The organism is Serratia sp. NFX21 (assembly GCF_048517035.1).
Taxonomy (GTDB): Bacteria; Pseudomonadota; Gammaproteobacteria; order Enterobacterales; family Enterobacteriaceae; genus Serratia; species Serratia quinivorans.
In genome coordinates this window covers 4,946,801-4,964,360 of the sequence record NZ_CP183196.1, presented here as the reverse complement: position 1 = coordinate 4,964,360, position 17,560 = coordinate 4,946,801, and the positions used below count along the sequence as shown (strand labels likewise).

16 protein-coding genes and 1 pseudogene are annotated in these 17,560 nt (G+C 57.6%); 10 read left to right on the top strand and 7 right to left on the bottom strand.

Features of this window, described 5'->3' with window-relative positions; all coding sequences use genetic code 11:
- Positions 1–20 precede the first annotated feature (20 nt).
- Positions 21–777, bottom strand: a pseudogene (gene zupT, locus ACNT1W_RS23150) (zinc transporter ZupT).
- Positions 778–983: 206 nt separating this feature from the next.
- On the opposite strand from zupT, the gene ygiD reads away from it, so the two are divergent.
- Positions 984–1,766, top strand: coding sequence for a 4,5-DOPA dioxygenase extradiol (ygiD, locus tag ACNT1W_RS23145; protein WP_419246191.1), 783 nt, complete (start codon positions 984–986; stop codon positions 1,764–1,766).
- Between the two features lie 15 nt (positions 1,767–1,781).
- On the opposite strand, the gene ACNT1W_RS23140 is transcribed toward ygiD, so the two are convergent.
- Complete coding sequence (locus ACNT1W_RS23140) at positions 1,782–2,807, bottom strand: LacI family DNA-binding transcriptional regulator (RefSeq protein WP_115183689.1); 1,026 nt, start codon at positions 2,805–2,807, stop codon at positions 1,782–1,784.
- 214 nt (positions 2,808–3,021) lie between these two features.
- Here ACNT1W_RS23140 and ACNT1W_RS23135 point away from each other — a divergent pair, with 214 nt between their 5' ends.
- Genes ACNT1W_RS23135 through ACNT1W_RS23115 form a run of 5 tightly spaced genes read left to right on the top strand, consistent with a single transcriptional unit; the run spans position 3,022 to position 7,373 of the window.
- Positions 3,022–4,791 (top strand): class I mannose-6-phosphate isomerase, encoded by a 1,770-nt coding sequence (locus tag ACNT1W_RS23135; RefSeq protein ID WP_135344876.1) that lies wholly within the window; start codon positions 3,022–3,024, stop codon positions 4,789–4,791.
- 5 nt (positions 4,792–4,796) lie between these two features.
- The gene (locus tag ACNT1W_RS23130) at positions 4,797–5,225 is read left to right on the top strand and encodes a PTS sugar transporter subunit IIA (RefSeq protein ID WP_419246190.1); all 429 of its coding nucleotides are present in this window, start codon (positions 4,797–4,799) and stop codon (positions 5,223–5,225) included.
- A 9-nt stretch (positions 5,226–5,234) separates the two neighbouring features.
- Entirely contained in the window at positions 5,235–5,729 is a 495-nt protein-coding gene (locus ACNT1W_RS23125) for a PTS system mannose/fructose/N-acetylgalactosamine-transporter subunit IIB (protein ID WP_261421839.1), read from the top strand.
- A 22-nt stretch (positions 5,730–5,751) separates the two neighbouring features.
- Complete coding sequence (locus tag ACNT1W_RS23120; protein WP_012146978.1) at positions 5,752–6,552, top strand: PTS mannose/fructose/sorbose/N-acetylgalactosamine transporter subunit IIC; 801 nt, start codon at positions 5,752–5,754, stop codon at positions 6,550–6,552.
- The gene (locus ACNT1W_RS23115) at positions 6,552–7,373 is read left to right on the top strand and encodes a PTS system mannose/fructose/sorbose family transporter subunit IID (RefSeq protein ID WP_012146977.1); all 822 of its coding nucleotides are present in this window, start codon (positions 6,552–6,554) and stop codon (positions 7,371–7,373) included. Before ACNT1W_RS23120 ends, ACNT1W_RS23115 begins: the two co-directional genes overlap by 1 nt.
- A 229-nt stretch (positions 7,374–7,602) precedes the next feature.
- Here ACNT1W_RS23115 and ACNT1W_RS23110 read toward each other — a convergent pair whose 3' ends face one another.
- The 4 genes from ACNT1W_RS23110 to ACNT1W_RS23095 all read right to left on the bottom strand — a co-directional run bounded on the left by ACNT1W_RS23110 (position 7,603) and on the right by ACNT1W_RS23095 (position 10,891).
- A complete protein-coding gene (locus tag ACNT1W_RS23110) occupies positions 7,603–8,385 on the bottom strand; it encodes a glucose-6-phosphate isomerase family protein (RefSeq protein WP_419246189.1) in 783 nt (260 codons plus the stop codon).
- Positions 8,378–8,941, bottom strand: a complete 564-nt coding sequence (locus ACNT1W_RS23105; protein WP_419246188.1) for a glucose-6-phosphate isomerase — start codon at positions 8,939–8,941, stop codon at positions 8,378–8,380. Before ACNT1W_RS23105 ends, ACNT1W_RS23110 begins: the two co-directional genes overlap by 8 nt.
- Positions 8,942–9,064: 123 nt before the next feature.
- A complete protein-coding gene (locus ACNT1W_RS23100) occupies positions 9,065–10,225 on the bottom strand; it encodes a glutathionylspermidine synthase family protein (protein WP_012146974.1) in 1,161 nt (386 codons plus the stop codon).
- 3 nt (positions 10,226–10,228) lie between these two features.
- The gene (locus ACNT1W_RS23095) at positions 10,229–10,891 is read right to left on the bottom strand and encodes a DUF1190 family protein (RefSeq protein ID WP_012146973.1); all 663 of its coding nucleotides are present in this window, start codon (positions 10,889–10,891) and stop codon (positions 10,229–10,231) included.
- A gap of 352 nt (positions 10,892–11,243) precedes the next feature.
- On the opposite strand from ACNT1W_RS23095, the gene ACNT1W_RS23090 reads away from it, so the two are divergent.
- From ACNT1W_RS23090 to dhaM, 4 genes are read left to right on the top strand one after another with little or no spacing between them, the layout of a single operon-like run.
- Complete coding sequence (locus ACNT1W_RS23090) at positions 11,244–12,350, top strand: glycerol dehydrogenase (RefSeq protein ID WP_017894049.1); 1,107 nt, start codon at positions 11,244–11,246, stop codon at positions 12,348–12,350.
- 52 nt (positions 12,351–12,402) lie between these two features.
- Entirely contained in the window at positions 12,403–13,473 is a 1,071-nt protein-coding gene (gene dhaK / locus ACNT1W_RS23085; protein WP_012146971.1) for a dihydroxyacetone kinase subunit DhaK, read from the top strand.
- A 9-nt stretch (positions 13,474–13,482) separates the two neighbouring features.
- Positions 13,483–14,115 carry a dihydroxyacetone kinase subunit DhaL gene (dhaL, locus tag ACNT1W_RS23080; protein ID WP_012146970.1) on the top strand — a complete coding sequence of 211 codons (633 nt, stop codon included), beginning with the start codon at positions 13,483–13,485 and terminating at the stop codon, positions 14,113–14,115.
- Between the two features lie 11 nt (positions 14,116–14,126).
- A complete protein-coding gene (dhaM, locus tag ACNT1W_RS23075; protein ID WP_419246187.1) occupies positions 14,127–15,560 on the top strand; it encodes a dihydroxyacetone kinase phosphoryl donor subunit DhaM in 1,434 nt (477 codons plus the stop codon).
- Positions 15,561–15,570: 10 nt separating this feature from the next.
- Here the strand turns inward: dhaM and dhaR are convergent, their stop codons facing one another.
- Positions 15,571–17,517 (bottom strand): dihydroxyacetone kinase operon transcriptional regulator DhaR, encoded by a 1,947-nt coding sequence (gene dhaR / locus ACNT1W_RS23070; RefSeq protein WP_261277192.1) that lies wholly within the window; start codon positions 17,515–17,517, stop codon positions 15,571–15,573.
- Positions 17,518–17,560: the final 43 nt, after the last annotated feature.

Genomic DNA, 17,560 nt, shown 5'->3' with positions numbered 1-17,560 from the left:
CTTTTTTTGGCTTAAAAGGTTTAACCGATCCCGCCGCTTTGCAATAACGTCAGGCTGAATCCCATCACCGCCATTCCGCACAGCACGCCGTAACTCGGGTTATTGTTCGGATCAATTTCTTTCGCCAACGGCATCAGCTCATCGACCGACAGCGCCACCATAATGCCGGCGACTGCCGCCATAATCGACGCCATCACCACCGGCGATATCATCGGGCCGAGCAGCAGAAATGCCAGCACGCCGCCGAGAATTTCCGCCATGCCGGAAATACCCGACCACAGCAACGCCTTGGTCTTTGAGCCGGTCGCGGCATAAACCGGCCCGGCGACCGCCAGACCCTCAGGGATATTGTGAATGGCGACGGCCAGCGCGATACCCATTCCCAGCTCCAGATCGGCGCTGGCGGTCACGAAGGTGGCGATGCCCTCCGGGAAGTTGTGCAGGCTGATGCCTAGCGTCAGCAGCACGGCAGTACGTTTCAGGTTGTGCGGCTGGAGTGGTTTTTGCAGTAAATCCTGCGGGCAGCATCCGGTCCAGCGCAAAATAACCCAGCAGGCCAAGCATGAACATGCCGTAGCCCAGCATGGGTGACATACCGACGGTGTGCAGCGCCGCGGGCAGCATTTCCATCAGCGATATCAACAGCATAATCCCGGCCGCAAAGCCGAGAGCAAACGCCAGCATTCGGTTGGATGGCTTCTGGCCGATAATGCCGAACAGGGCACCGACAAAGGTGGCGCCGCCGGCCAGCAAGGTCAGGAGCAGCGGTACGGACATAGTCTTCTCCTGTACGTTGAAATTGTTGTTTATTTTCTGATACTAACAGAGTAAAGGCATAAATCGAGTGGATTTGGCTGATTGCTTCCATTGTTTTAACCATTCAAATTTATTGAAGATCATCATCATGGTTATCCGGCTGTTTTACCTCGGCAAACGGCGTAGTCTGGTTCATAGAATGTATTGCGACCAACCAAGGATCCTCTATGAAAACCTCTCGTATGCCAGCACTTTTCCTCGGCCACGGTAGCCCGATGAACGCGCTGGAAGAAAACCGCTACACCCGGGCATGGCGTACGTTGGGTGAAACCTTGCCACGTCCGAAGGGCATCGTTGCCGTATCCGCTCACTGGTATACCCGTGGCACCGCCGTTACTGCGATGGAAAAACCGAAAACCATCCATGACTTTGGTGGTTTCCCACAGGCGCTGTTTGATACCCAGTATCCGGCTCCCGGCTCTCCCGAATTGGCTGCGCAGGTCCAGCAGGTGTTGGAGCCGACTCGCGTCAAGGCTGACGTCAGTGAATGGGGGTTGGATCACGGTACCTGGGGCGTGTTGATCAAAATGTACCCTGAGGCGGACATTCCGGTGGTGCAGCTCAGCATCGACGGTACTCAGCCGGCAGAATACCATTATGAGCTGGGCCGCAAGCTGGCGGAGTTACGCGAACAGGGGGTTATGATCGTTGCCAGCGGTAACGTGGTGCATAACCTGCGGATGGTGAAATGGCAGGGTGACGCGACGCCTTATCCGTGGGCCACGTCGTTTGACAAGTTCGTGCGGGATAACCTGAATTATCATGGCGATAACCACCCGCTGGTGAACTTTATGCAGCATGAAGGCGCGGCGCTTTCGAACCCGACGCCGGAGCACTACCTGCCGCTGCTGTATGTGCTTGGCGGTTGGGACGGCAAGGAAGCGATCACCGTGCCGGTCGATGGCATTGAGATGAGCTCATTGAGCATGCTGTCAGTGCAGATCGGCTAGATCATTCACGCCAGCTCAGGCTGGCGTGGATTTATCGGCAAAACCGCAGGACTCGCGGATCACCAGAGAAGGCGGCAGGATGATACGTTTTGGCGGCTCATCATTACCCTGAATACGGCTGTACAACAGTTCCCCGGCCTTACGGCCAATCTCGCGCGAGGCCACCGATACGGTGGTCAAACCCGGCTGCACCAGCGAAGCTTCGGTAATATCATCAAAACCAATTAGCGCAAAATCACGGCCAATCTGGCGGTTGAGTTTGCGCAATGTTTGCATCACCCCCAGCGCGACAATGTCCTGATAGCATAAGGCCGCAGTGATTTCAGGATGGGCTTTCAGTAACTGTTCCGCCGCCATGGCTCCGGAACTCTGGCTAGCCTCGCTATCCACAATCCATTCCCCGTTGACCGCGATATTGTGCTCTACCAGCTTGCTGGTGTAGCCGCCCAGCCGTTGTGCGCGGGTAGTGGAGCTGATGGATCCCCCGATAAAGGCGATATGGCGATGCCCCAGATTCAGCAGATGCTGAGTCGCCAATTGAGTGCCCAGGAAGTTATCGGTGCCGACGAAGTCAAAGTGCGCATCGGCCACCGGGCGGACTACCATAATGGCCGGTATCTTGCGGCGCTTCAGCGTTTCAAAAAACAGCGGTGGCGTTTGTCTTGCGGCGCACAGCACCATGCCGCTGGTATTGTTCTGCAACAGGGAGTCGACAAATTTTTGCTGCCTGTCGGCAGACTCTTCGCTGTTGGCCAGAAACAGCATCAACTGATGGCGCTCCATTTCCTGGCTCAGCCCGGCGGTCATCTCCGCATAAAACGGATTGGTGATGTCGTGCAGCAGCAGGCCGACCTGATTGCTGCTGCGATTGCGCAGGTTAGCGGCGGTCTGATTGTAGACATAGCCCAGCTCATCAATGGCGCTCAGCACGCGCTTGCGGGTGGCATCCGATATGCGGCCTCGATTGCGCAACACCATCGATACCGTCGCGGTGGAGACTTTTGCAAGTGCGGCGACGTCCGCCAAGGTTATTGTGCTCATTTCATCTCCTGTCGGTGCCGACTGTCATAGCAAGGTATAACGATTAACCTTATTTTGTAAAACCCTGCCGAAAAATCGTGATTCGCGTCACGAAAGTTTGGTTTTTTATGGGGTTATTATCGATTGTAAGAGGTTAATCTCGTTAATCAGCCTATTTTGTCTTCGGTTAATCGATTAATCTTTTTCTATGTATTCAGTTCATAGGCAGAAGAATATGACACAGCAACAGCATAAATCAACAAGCTATGACAAGTCTCCGGAAGTGGCAGTGCAGGGATTTGATCATGCCGCCTGGCAGGGCTGGCAGGCAGTGGCCGCCGCCGTCAGCCACAAGATTGCCACTCTTGGGTTGCGCAAAACCCTGTTGGTGGTGGATTGCTACCATGGGGTGAGCCTGGCAGAGCTAACCGAGAATTTTATTCATCCTCTGCAACCGGTCAGTAGCATCAACGCCGAGTCGGCTAAATACGATGAGCCGCACATCCACGCGATGATTGAGCGCAATTTAACGGATGACCGTGTTTTTGGCGTGCTGTCGTGCCATGAAATGCCCGAGTTTTTTGATGCCGAGCGCGTCCAGCAGTTGCGCGATCAAATTGCGAGCGTAGACAGTGGGCTGGTGGTGGTTTACGGGCCGGGCGCGGCGCTGATCGCCGAAGCCGATGTGCTGGTGTATGCCGATATGGCCCGCTGGGAAATACAGCAGCGTTTCCGTCGCGGCGAACTGGGCAACTGGGGCGTGGCTAATGTGGACGAAGACGTGCTGCGCCGTTACAAACGGGCATTCTTCGTGGAATGGCGAGTCTTCGATCGTCATAAAACCCCGTTGCTGCAGCGTGCCGATTTTGTGTTGGATACCAATCAGGCCGGTCAACCCAAGCTGGTGACCGGCACGGCTTTCCACGCCGGATTGCAGCAGGCAACCCAACGCCCATTCCGCGTGGTGCCATTTTTTGACCCTGGCATTTGGGGTGGCCAGTGGATGAAACAACAGTTCGATCTCGACCCGACGGCAGCCAACTATGCATGGTGTTTTGACTGCGTGCCCGAGGAAAACAGCCTGCTAATGCGTTTTGGTGACGTTCGGGTCGAGATCCCCTCACAGGATTTGGTGCTGTTATATCCCCGCCCCTTGCTGGGTGAGCAGGTGCATGCCCGCTTCGGCGCCGAATTCCCGATCCGCTTTGACCTGCTCGATACCGTCGGTGGGCAAAATCTCAGTTTCCAGGTGCACCCGCTGACGGAATACATCCAACAGCATTTCGGCATGCACTACACCCAGGATGAAAGCTATTACATTCTGGCGGCAGAGCCGGGGGCTGAGGTGTACCTGGGAGTGAAAAACGGCACCGAACCGCAGGCGATGATGGCCGATCTGGCCGCTGCCCAAAGCGGTGAAAAGCCCTTCGATGACCAGCGTTTTGTTAATCGTTTTCCGGCGCGTAAACACGACCATTTCCTGATCCCGGCGGGGACGGTGCACTGTTCCGGCTCCGGCTCCATGGTGCTGGAGATCAGCGCGACGCCGTATATTTTCACCTTCAAACTGTGGGACTGGGGCCGCCTGGGATTAGATGGTCAGCCACGCCCGGTGCATCTGCAGCATGGCGAACAGGTGATCAACTGGCAGTGCGACACCACCTGGGCGAAGGATCACCTGGTGAACCGTATTGAACAGGTTGCCGAAGGGGCTGGCTGGCAGGAAGAGCGAACCGGTTTGCACGAGCGCGAATTTATCGAAACCCGTCGTCACTGGTTCAGTGAACCGGTGCTGCACCATACCGAAGGCCGGGTGAACGTACTGAATTTGGTTGAAGGGGAAGAAGCGGTAGTTGAAAGCCCTGAGGGCCATTTCGCGCCCTTTGTGGTGCATTACGCCGAAACCTTTATCGTACCGGCCGCCGTGGGGCCATACCGTATCAGCCCCCATGGTCGCAGCCTGGGCAAGACCCTGGGCACCATCAAAGCCTGGGTAAGGGGATAAGCATTATGTTGAAAGTGATAGTGACCTCCCATGGCCCGCTGGCCGAGGCGCTGATGAGCAGCGCACGTATGGTTTACGGTGATCTGCCGGGGACCAGCCATGTAGGCCTGAGCGAAGGTGCCGGTATCGAAGCCTTTAAACAGGAGTTTGCCGACGAATTGCAGCGGGTGAGTGCGGGTGTGGACGGTGTGCTGGTGCTGTGCGACATGCTGTGCGGTACGCCCTACAACGTGGCCTGCCTCCACGCTTTTGATCCCCAAACGCCGGTGCCGATGGCCGTGGTGACCGGCGTGAATTTCCCGATGCTGTTGATGAGTGCCGAATTGCTGGAAGAAAAGGACGTTCACCAGGTGGCACAGGAGCTGGTAGCGCTGGCGGGTGAGGCGATTGCCGTTGCCCGTCCGGCGGTAACGGCGCAACTGGACGATTTCTGAGGAGAGAAGATGGCCATTTCATTTGTACGTATCGACGACCGGGTCATTCACGGTCAACTGGTCACCCGCTGGGCGAAGGAGTTGCCTTGCGACGGTATTGTGGCGATCGATGATGAGGTGGCGGCAGACCCGTTGCTGTCATCGGTGATGAAGGGGGCGGTGCAGGACACGAAAGTGTGGCTGTTTACCGTGCAGCAGGCGATAGAAAAACTGCCGAAGGTGATCGCCAGCGACAAGCAGTACTTCGTGATCGGCAAATCGCCGGTCACGCTGCGCAGGTTGATAGAGGCAGGGATCGATCTCAGCAATCGTAACAAGAAAATTAACGTCGGGCCGATGTCTGCCCGCAAGGAAACGGTGACCATCGGCCCCAATCAATCCGTGAACGCGGCAGAGGCAGAGGCCTTCGATTTCCTTGCCGAACAAGGACATGCCATCGAATTCCGTTTAGTCCCAGACGCCAGCCATTTCAGCTGGCTGGACGCAAAAAAGAAACTCAAATAAGCCTGAACGGCGGGAGTGAACTATGTGGTTTGAAGCGACGCTTATCGGGATACTTTGTTATCTCGGTGCGCTGAGCAGCCCCTGGCTGCTGGGACTGACCGGAGGCTGGTATATCCTCAGCCGTCCGCTGGTCTCCGGCATGCTGGTGGGGGCTATCCTCGGCGATGTACAGACCGGCATTATCATCGGTGTTGCGGTTCAGGCGGTGTATATCGCCATGGTAACACCGGGCGGATCGATGCCGGCCGATCTCAACTTTGTGGCGTTCCCGGCGATTGCGTTGGGCATTCTTTCCGGTAAGGGAACCGAGGTGGCGGTGGCGCTGGCGGCGACTATCGGCATCATGGGCACCGTGCTGTTCAACGCCATGATGGTGCTCAACTCTTACTGGAATCACCGCGCGGATCTGGCGGTCGAGCGCGGCGATGAGCGGGGGATTTACCTCAATAGCGCCATCTGGCCGCAGGTCACCAACTTCCTGTTGCGGTTTATACCGACGTTCATCGCGGTCTTTTTCGGGGCGCGCTATATCAATGCCTTTATGGACAGCCTGCCGGCGCTGGTGTTGACTACCATGAACGTGGTGGGCGGTATTCTGCCTGCGGTCGGCATCGCTATTCTTCTCAAACAGATAATTAAAAGCTACAGCATGCTGATTTACTTCCTGGTGGGGTTCATCTGCATCGTTTTCCTCAAGCTGAATATGGTGGCGCTGGTGATTGTCGGCGCACTGCTGGCACTTATTCACTACAACTATAAGCCAGAGCCGCAGGTGGCCGCCGCACAGGGCACGCCTCAGGCTGATGATGAGGATGAATTCTGATGGATACGCCAACACCTAAATTGAATAAGCAGGATCTGCGTCGTTGCTGGCGCAGCTGGATGATGTACAACCTGTCATCGATGAGTTTCGAACGCCTGGAATCTTACGGTTTTTGCCTGAGCATGATGCCGGCGCTGAAAAAACTGTATCAGGATAAACAGCAGCGTATTGAAGCCATTCGCCGTCATACCTCTTTCTACAATACCGAGCCACAGCTGGGCGCGATTGTTAACGGTATGGTGATTGGGCTGGAAGAAAAACGTGCCAACGGTGAGCCGATCGACGGGGAAACCATCAACACGCTCAAGGTGGGGCTGATGGGGCCGGTGGCGGGTATCGGAGACTCGATGGTGCCGGGCATGTTGATCCCGATTTTATTGAGTATCGGCATGGCGCTGGCGGCTGGCGGCAGTGTGATTGGCCCGCTGTTTTACATCATCGCGTTTAGCCTGATCGTCATTCCGGGGTCTTACTGGCTGTTTATGAAAGGCTACCATATGGGCTCCGGTTCGGTGGAGATGCTGGTCAGCAGCAAGTCCTCACGGCTGCGAGAGGCACTTTCTCTGCTGGGAGTGTTCGTCATGGGCGGCGTAGCGGCGAGCTACGTCAAACTGGGGACTGGGCTGGAGTTTGTTACCAAAGACGGGGTGAATATCCATCTGCAGCAAATGCTGGACGGCATTTTCCCTAACCTGATGCCGCTGATAGTGGTGCTGGCGACCTGGTATCTGATGGCCAAGCGCGGACTGTCACCGGTGAAGGCGATGCTGGGGTTGTTGGTATTGGCAGCGGCAGGGGTAGCCTGCGGTCTATTCTCTTAATACCCGTCGCCTTTCAAGTTGCAGCGTTGTTACCTGCACTCAGTTATGTGGCCCGTCCATGGGCCACACCCCTTTGGGGCCGCTGCTAGCAGCGTTCAAATCTGCTCCCGGCAGATTTGTTACCCCAGTTACTTAAGTAAGCGCCTGGGGATGAGTGAGCTGGGCGCCTAGCTGCAACTCGAAATTCATAGGGTATGAAATTTCCTGTTATTGAGTGGGACAGTGGTCTTTACGGCTCAAATCGTTGCCATTTTTCTGCTACGCTGCCGGGTTTTGAAATGAACTGGAAGCGCGCCGGGTCAGCTTCAAACTGCGAGTATAAGGGAGCGTCGCTCAGACCGAATTCGTGGTATTGGCGCGGCCCGATGGCGTGCAGCCTGCCGGATTGATAGCGTGGATTCTGCTGCCAGACAATATTGCTGCCCTGCAACAGCGGGTACCAGGCCAGCCCTTTATATTCACGTACGGCATCGTATTCAAAGCCATATTCACGATCGCACCAGGCGGCGAAGGTCAGCGGCTGGTGAGGATCGGCGGAAATCGTGGCGTGCGCCCATCCTGGCGGTACCAATACTTTCTCACCCGGGCCGGCATGCACGGCAAAGCAACGTCCCGGCTCACGCTCAACCCTTTCTTGCATGTAAATAATGGCCTTCCCTTGCCAGATTTCGTACAGCTCCGGCGGTGACCAGCCACTGTGTACACTGATGCGATGCACATGACCCTGACTGCGTACTGGCTCCTGACCTAACTGGCCTTTCGCATAAGTGACAATGCCGAACAACAACATGCGTTTTTTTAATTCGGCTAAATGCTGCTGTTTGGCGACGTCCATGGCGATGGCATAGACCTGTTCTGGCCCGCTGCAGTCAGGGTCGCGCAGAGAACGGCGGATTTGTTCTAACGTCCGAATCTCCGGCAAGGGGCCAATCACGTCATCGCCATAGCTAAACCCCACCGGATGGTCGCTAATGGAGACATCCAGGCCAAATCTAAGCATCGAATCACTCATATTGCGCCTCCGCTTTCCAACCGCTGCCGTCGGCAAACACCCGCAGTTTGAAGCCCTGTGGCTGTAGTGCGTCGTAGTTGTGTCCAGCCACCGTTGGCCAAACCGCCAGTGCGGACAGTACCTCAGTACCGGTGTTGATCAGGCGATGAGCGGTAAAGGAAGGGATATGGTGCACGCTGCCGGGGGATACCTGTTCCAGCATGCAAGCACCGTCCCGGTGTTGCAGCAACAGCAAACCCTGGCCACGCAGACCAAAATAGAATTCCGCCTGTTCGGGGCGCTGATGAAAATGCCCGCGGGTCATAAAGAATTCGTTGCCCACCCGGCCAGGTTGCAGGTGAGTGGTGCCGACAAACAGTTCACCTTCCTGTTGCTCGGAAGGCAGCATTTCTACCTGATACACGGCAAATTCTGCCTGCATCGCGCGCCATGCGGCAGGATCGGAAAAGATCCCCGTCAGACTGCCCAGGGTGGTAGATTTTCGTTGAATATCAGGTGCAGTAAAGCATCCGTCCGCCAGGTTGATCTGCGGTGGAATAATGGACGTCAGTTTCATATCTGGTTGCTCCGCCCGAGGAGAACAGACGCTTTGAGTATAAAAGGTTAATCGATTAATCACCAGCCGAAAAGTATAAAAAAAGCGCGATATGATCGCGCTTGATATCAACCAATTTGCTCGTTAGCCGAGGATGATGTGCGGGTAGAAACGCGACAGATCCTGGGTGATCAGCTCGCGATCTTCACGCAGACCGATACCGCAGGGTTGATCGTCAACCAGCCAACTGCCGATCAGCGTATAGCTGCCTTCGAACTGTGGCAGTGGGTGGAACTGCTGCACGATCATGCCTTCTTCGCCGTAAGGGCCGTCGACGCGTGCCACTTCCTGACCGTTTTGCACGATCTGGATATTGGCACCTTCGCGTGAGAACAGCGGCTTGGTGACGTAGTGATCGAGCTGTGGATGATCGTCTTCTGCAAAATATGACGCCAGCAGATTAGGGTGATCCGGGAACATTTCCCACAGCATCGGCAGCAGGGCCTTGTTGGAGATAATGCTTTTCCACGCCGGCTCCAGCCAGCGCACGCCGGCATCTTCCAGCTTGGTGGAAAACATCTCGCGCAGCATGAATTCCCACGGGTAAAGCTTGAACAGGTTACCGATGACCTGATTTTGCAGGTCGGTAAACTGGCCTTTCTCACCCAGACCAATCTCTTCCATAAACAGGAATTCGGTCGGGACTCCGGCTTCCAGCGCGCAGTCTTGCAGGTATTGCACAGTACCGCGATCTTCCTCACTGTCCTGGCAACAGGCCAGGTGCAGCAGGCCGAAACCATGGTGTGCTTTCAGATCGGCGAAACGCTCGATCAGTTTTTCCTGCAGGCTATTGTACTGATCGGACTCCGGGCTGAGCTTGCCGGCGTTGATCTGGTCTTCCAGCCACAGCCATTGGAAAAAGGCCGCTTCATACAGCGAGGTCGGGGTATCGGCGTTGTTCTCCAGCAGCTTGGGCGGATTGATACCGTCGTAGGCCAGATCAAGACGTGAATACAGTGACGGTTGGCTGGTGCGCCATGAGCTGCGTACGAACTCCCAGGTGTGTTTCGGGATGCGGAACTTGGTCATCAGCGCATCGCTGCTGACCACTTTCTCTACCACCTGCAGGCACATCTGGTGCAATTCGGCGGTGGCGTTTTCAATTTCTTCAATCTGCGCCAGCGTGAATTGGTAATAGGCGTCCTCACACCAGTAGGGTTCGCCATACATGGTGTGGAAGCGGAAGCCGAATTCGGTGGCTTTTTCGCGCCAGTCCGGGCGCTCGGTGATCGCAACGCGTTTCATGCATTAACCGCCCATGCTGCGTGAGCTGGAGGTCGCGCTGCTGCGCTGCATGCTGGTCTGCTTGGCGACGGATTCGCCAAAGCCACCACGGGTGACGGTATTGGTCACTGCCGGTTTCGGGGCCATGGCGGTTTTTGGCACCGTCATGGTACGGCCGCCTGCGGTGGCCGGGCCGTAGCTCTTGCCAGAGGCATCAACGAATTTACCGTTGGCCGGGCTGGCGGCGTTTTTAGAGGTGAACAGCGGCTGTTGAGCAAAGCCGGAGCCGCCCATCATGCGGCCCATCATGTAACCCGCCATCAGCGGCATCCACATGCTGCCGCTGCTCTGTGACTCTGCAGCCATGCCGGCCTGTGCCGGAGCCGGTGCCTGAGTACACTGCGCTTCACCGAACTCGGCGACACAGTCTTCGCGAGTCGCGTATTTCGGCGCGGTTTTTTCGGCTTCTTTCAGGGCGTTGTTATAGGCAGTGGTGCACTGCTCGCTCATCGAAGGGTTGGTGCGCGAACAGTCGTCGGCATTTTGATACATAGAGACCGTTTCATCGCTCTTCTCGCAGCCGGCCAGCATAAAGACTGCGCTGATCGCCAAAGCTACGGGCGCAACGCGGTAGTCGCGCCAGGATTTGCGGAACGTCTCTCGGTTGATGTTTTTTGTCCGTTTCATCGTTATTCATCCCATCAGTCGGGCTGTATTCGCCCATTCCCAGTAATGGCGGTAAGGATAGGGTAAAGATGGTCAAAATTAAAGCTGAAATACTTAAGGAATCCACTCTTTACGCAGCTATACGTTGGGTTGTGCGCCAGTTCGCTTTACCGGCTAAAAAAGCCTCGTCAGAGTTTCATTATGAAACGTCATGGGTAAAGTAATGTTCCATAATGAAACGAAAATACCGGAGGTCGCAAAGCCTTCGACAAGCCCTATAGTCAGTCCATAACAACGCGACGGCACAAGACCGACGCACTATCACCTGATATCTGAACGTTACCATCGCCAATTTCCCTACAAGGATCCGGTTATGTTGAGAATCATCCAGTCTCCAGGCAAGTACATCCAGGGCGCCAACGCATTGGCCGCCGTGGGCGAATATGCGAAAGCCCTTGCCGACCATTATTTCGTGATCGCCGACGACTTCGTGATGAAGCTGACGGGCGATACCCTGATGGGCAGCCTGCACCAGCACGGGGTGAAGCATCACGCCTGTGTGTTCAACGGCGAATGCTGCCATAAGGAAATCGACCGGCTGGGCCAGGAACTGAAGGCCCATGGCTGCCGCGGTGTGATTGGCGTCGGCGGCGGTAAAACGCTGGACACCGCCAAGGCCATCGCCCATTACCAGCATCTGCCAGTGGTGCTGATCCCGACCATTGCTTCCACCGATGCGCCAACCAGCGCGCTGTCGGTGATCTACACCGAGCAGGGCGAATTTGACGAATATCTGATCCACACCAGTAATCCGGACATGGTGATAATGGACAGCTCGATTATCGCCAAGGCGCCGGTGCGGCTGCTGGTGGCAGGCATGGGCGACGCGCTTTCAACCTATTTTGAAGCACAGGCCTGTTTCGATGCCCAAGCGACCAGCATGGCGGGCGGCAAGTCCACGCTGGCGGCATTGAGCCTGGCGCGGCTGTGCTATGAGACGCTGCTGGCAGAGGGCGTGAAGGCCAAGCTGGCGGTCGAGGCCGGCGTGGTGACCGAGGCGGTCGAGCGCATTATCGAGGCCAATACCTATCTGAGCGGCATCGGTTTCGAAAGCAGTGGCCTGGCGGCCGCGCATGCCATTCACAATGGTTTTACCGTGCTGGAAGAGTGCCATCACCTTTATCACGGCGAAAAGGTGGCATTTGGCACGCTGTCACAGCTGGTGCTGCAAAACAGCAGCATGGCGCAGATCGAAACGGTGCTGGATTTCTGTCAGCGTCTCGGCCTGCCAATTACGCTGGCGCAGATGGGCGTTAGCGGCGACCCGGCGGAGAAAATCATGGCGGTGGCCGAAGCCAGCTGCGCGGCAGGCGAAACCATCCACAATATGCCGTTTGAGGTCACGCCTGCCAGCGTACAGGCGGCCATTCTGACGGCAGACCGGCTGGGCAACGCCTGGCTGCAACAACACTCAAGCTGATAGAACAGGGGCGCAGCACGCTGCGTCCCGTTGGCCAAACGAGGAAATAACCGTGAAAAAACTGATTAACAAGGTTGAGTCGGTACTGGAAGAGCAACTGCTGGGGTTGGCAGAGGCTCATCCTGAGCTGTTGGTGCATCAGGAGCCGGTGTTTGTCACCCGCGCCGATGCGCCGGTAGCGGGCAAGGTGGCGATCCTGTCCGGCGGCGGCAGCGGCCACGAGCCGATGCACTGCGGTTTTGTCGGCGAAGGCATGCTCGACGGCGCCTGCCCGGGGGAAATTTTTACCTCGCCAACGCCGGATAAAATGTACGAGTGCGGCCAGGCGATCGACGGCGGCGCCGGGGTATTACTGCTGATTAAAAACTACACCGGCGACGTACTGAACTTTGAAACCGCCACTGAGCTGCTGCATGACAGCGGTGTTCAGGTGGCGACGGTGCTGGTGGATGATGACGTGGCGGTTAAAGACAGCCTGTTCACCGCCGGGCGACGCGGGGTGGCCAATACCGTACTGATGGAGAAACTGCTCGGTGCGGCAACGGCGCGTGGCGATGACCTCGATAGCATCGTGACGCTGGGCCACAGCATCAATAATCACGGACATTCGATCGGTATCGCGCTGGGGGCCTGTACCGTACCGGCTGCCGGTAAACCGTCATTCGTGCTGGCGGAAAACGAGATGGAATTCGGCGTCGGTATTCACGGTGAACCGGGGATTGCGCGGCGCCCGTTCACCACCCTGAATGCGGCGGTGGACGACATGTTCCATACCCTGATCGACCATGGTCATTACCAGCGCACCATCCGCGTCTGGGATCGTCAACAGGGCGAATGGCGCGATGAAGTGCAGACCAAGCAACCGCTGACGCGCGGTGACCGGGTGATCGCACTGGTAAACAACCTGGGTGCGACGCCGCTGTCCGAACTGTATGGCGTCTATCACCGATTGGCGGAGCGTTGCGCCGAGGCGGGCATGATTGTTGAGCGCAGCCTGGTGGGCTCCTATTGCACATCGCTGGATATGCAAGGGGTCTCAATCACGCTGCTGAAAGTGGACGACGAACTGTTGTCCCTGTGGGATGCGCCGGTGAAAACGCCTGCGCTGCGTTGGGGTTGCTGAGGAGGAGTCATGGCGTTAACCAAACAACAAGTGGTCGACTGGCTGATGCGCTGCGGCGAGGTATTTACTCAGCAGCGTGATTTTTTAACCCGGCTGGATACCGAGATCGGTGATTCCGACCACGGGCTGAACATGAACCGCGGCTTCAACAAGGTAGTGGAAAAACTGCCTTCGGTGGCGGACAAAGACATCGGTTTTATCCTGAAGAACACCGGCATGACGCTGCTGTCCAGCGTCGGAGGAGCCAGCGGCCCGCTGTTCGGCACCTTCTTCATCCGCGCTGCGCAGTCGACCAATGCCAAGCAGAGCCTGGATCTGGCGGAGCTGCATCAAATGATGCAGGAAGGCGTCGAAGGCGTGGTGATGCGCGGCAAGGCGGAGCCGGGTGATAAAACCATGTGTGACGTCTGGTGGCCGGTGGTGGAAAGCCTGGGCCAGTCGGCCGAGCAGCAGCTAAGCGTGGCGGAGGCCTTGCAGCGCGCCAGTGACCGGGCGGAGCAGGCGGTTGAAAGCACCATCACCATGCAGGCACGCAAAGGGCGGGCCAGTTACCTGGGTGAGCGCAGCATCGGCCATCAGGATCCGGGTGCCACCTCGGTGATGCTGATGATGAAAACGTTGGCAGCGGTCGCCGGCCAATAGCAGGAGGCGAGATGATCAATATCGTTGTAGTTTCACACAGCGCGCTGTTGGCGCGCGGGGTTGAAGAGCTGGCGTTGCAGATGATGCGTGGCGATGGCTGCAAACTGGTGCTGGCGGCGGGGGTCGATGATGCGGATCACCCGATAGGCACCGACGCTGTCAAAGTGATGGAGGCGATTGAATCGGTGGCTGACGGTGCGGGCATTGTGGTGCTGATGGATTTGGGCAGTGCGCTGCTGAGCGCCGAAACCGCCATCGATCTGCTGGATCCGTCGTTGGCCGCCAAAGTCCGGCTGTGCTCGGCACCGCTGGTTGAAGGGACGCTGGCCGCGGTGGTGGCTGCCAATGCCGGAGCCGGGCTGGAACAGGTACTGGCCGAGGCGCAGGGCGCATTGCAGGCCAAGCAGGCGCAGTTGGGGGAAGCCACCGCGCCGGTTGCACAAAGCGTTGAGTTGCCGCTGACACAGGGGAAAAGCGTCAGTTGGACGGTGCAGAACCCGCATGGCCTGCACGCCCGACCGGCGGCGCGGCTGGCGGAAGCGCTGGCCCCCTTTGATGCCGAGCTGGTGTTGGAAAAACAGGGCCAGTGCGCCAATCCGCGCAGTCTTAACCAGATTGCGCTTTTGCAGGTGCGCCACGGCGACACCATTCGGCTGATTGCGGACGGACCACAGGCCGAACAGGCGCTGGCGGCTTTTAGCACACTGGCGGAGCAGCACTTTGGCGAAACGGTCTCCGAGCAGAGCCTGCCGTCGCTGCACGGTATTCCGGTAGCGGAGAGCGTGACCAGTGGCCCGGTGTGGCAAGCGCTGAGCTTCTGGCCGACAGTGGTCGAGCGCACTATTGGCGCTGACGACGTGCTGAACGAACAACAGCGGCTACGCCAGGCGTTGCAGCTCACGCTGAGCGATTTGAACCGGCTGGCGGAGCGCACTGGCTCATTGATTGGCAAACCGCAGGCGGCCATATTCGGCGCCCACAGCATGCTGCTGGACGATCCAGATCTGCAGCAGGCGGCCTATACCCGCATCGCCCGCCAGCAATGCAGCGCCGAGCAGGCATGGCGGCAAGAGATGGAAGCGATTGCCGGGGAGTATCGTGAACTGGATGATGAATATATGCGGGCGCGGGAATTGGACGTGCGCGACATGCTGCGTCGTACTCTGAGTCATCTGCAACAGCAGCCGTTACCGGTGATTACGCTAACCGCGCCGTCCATTCTGGTGATGGATGAACTGATGCCGTCTGACGTGGTGATGCTCGATCGTCGTCTGGTGCTCGGCATCTGCTTAAGCGGCGGTAACGCACTGTCGCACAGCGCCATTTTGGCGAAGGCGATGGGCATGCCGATGGTGGTGGGCATGAACGATTGCATCAGCAAAACCCGCAATGGCCAGAAAGCGATGCTGGATGCGGCGCGCGGTGTGTTGCAACTCAGCCACTGACGGCGTGCCCTCAGGCGCGCAGCTTAAACTGGCGAATATCAATCTGATACTGTTTGATTTTTCGCCACAGCGTGGTGCGACCAATGCCCAGCAGCTGCGCCATTTCGTTCAATTGCCCGCGGCTGACGTTAGCCGCGTGAATGATCGCCTGACGTTCCATCTCCGCCAGTGTTAATAGCGGTATGCCCGGCTGCGGTTCACTTTCCAGCAGTGGCTGGTGGCTGAGCAAGTGCTCGGGCAAGTCCGCCAGTTGCAGATGGTGGCCGTGGCACATCATCGCGGTGCGCTCCACCACTCCCTTCAGCTCCAGATCGTTGCCGGGCCACAGATACAGACCGAGCTGGACCATCACTTCGTCATCCACCCGAAAACGGCACTGGAAATGCTGTTCCAGCGTGCGCAGGTGGTGCTTCACCAGCAGCGGAATATCACTCAGCCGTTGGCGCAGCGCCGGGATTTGGATCTCGAACGCCTGCAGGCTGTAGAACAGTTGGCGGCGAAAGCGATTCTGTTGCACCAACAGCGGCAGATCGGCGGCACTGCTGGCGATCACCCGCACATCGACCGGGATCACCCGATTGGAATTGAGCCGCATGACTACGCCGGTTTTCAGCACCTGCAGCAGCGCAGACTGCATCTCCGCCGGCAAATACTCTATTTGTTCCAGGTACAGCGTACCGCCATTGGCCAGTTCAAACTTGCTGAGCTGGCCCGCCTCTTCCTCGTTGGCATCGCTGCCGAGCAGCTCCCGCAGCCCCTGAGCCTCCGGCAAGAGCTGGCAATTGAGGGCGATGTAAGGCCCGGTGGCGCGCTCACTGGCGTTGTGGATCGCCTGGCTGAGTAGCTCCTTGCCAACACCTTCTTCGCCGCACAGCAGGATCGGGTGCTGGCCCTTTGCCGCCTGTTGGCCATAGCGAATCAGCCGCCGCATCTCCAGCGAGGCGGAAGGCATCTGTTCAAAACTGTGGCTGACGCGCCCCAGCTGGCTGCTGACATACTGATGCAGTCGTTCGAGCGGATGGAGCAGGGCAATAAAGCTGCAGCGCTCACCGTCGAAGATCGGTTTGAGGGTTAACAGCGCCGCAATAAACTGCCGCTGGCTTTCGAAGGTCACCTCAACATGTTGCAGTGGCTGCCGCTGGGCGATGGCCCGGTTGAGCAGGGCGGGCAGCGTCAGTAACTGGCTCAGGGGCTTGCCCTGACTTTGTTGTTCATCCAGCTTGAGCAAGGAAGCGGCACGCTGATTGATGTACTGCAGGTAACCGCGATGGTCCCAGGCCATGACGCCGTCATCCACTCCGTCGAGCAGGCCGTATAGCTGATTCAGATGGCGGTTGGATTCCGCCAGCAGGCTGTCGGCGTTGATTGAATTACCGATCTCACGTGCCAGCGCCAGCGTCAGTGACAAATCACCGGCGGCACAGTCGGCAAGCAGGCAGCCTAATGCGATCGAGCCGCGTTGGCGGCCACTGTTGTCATAGACCGGCGTGGCGCAGAATGACCAGTCGTGCAGCGCCTGGCGCACATGTTCGCTGCCGCGGACCTGCATTGGGTGGCCCTCCGCCACCGCCAGTGACGGTGCATTGGTGCCGATGTCACCTTCGGCCCAATAAGCGCCAGGCATAAAACCCAACTGTTGCAGACGTTCGCGCGTTGGGGCATCGCCACACAGCCACAGCATGCAGCCGCTTTCGTCGAGGATCATCAGCAGGCAGCGCCGTTGTTCCATGTACTCGCAAGCGTCTTCCAGCGCCGCCTGGCCGAGCGTCAGCAGATCGTTCTTACGCTGGCAGATGGAGTTAAAGGTAGCGCCGAGTGCGCAGTGGGGGGCTTTCCACACCGCGGGCTGCATCAGGCTGCGGCAGCGTAGCCAGGAAGCATAGATTGCCGGCGCAGGACGTTGTTCGGGTGGCAGGTTGCCTTCGATCAGGCGTTGCCAGCTTGAGGTGTTTTCCATTGGATCCCGTCCAGACGAGATAAAGCGATAACCTGGATGATAC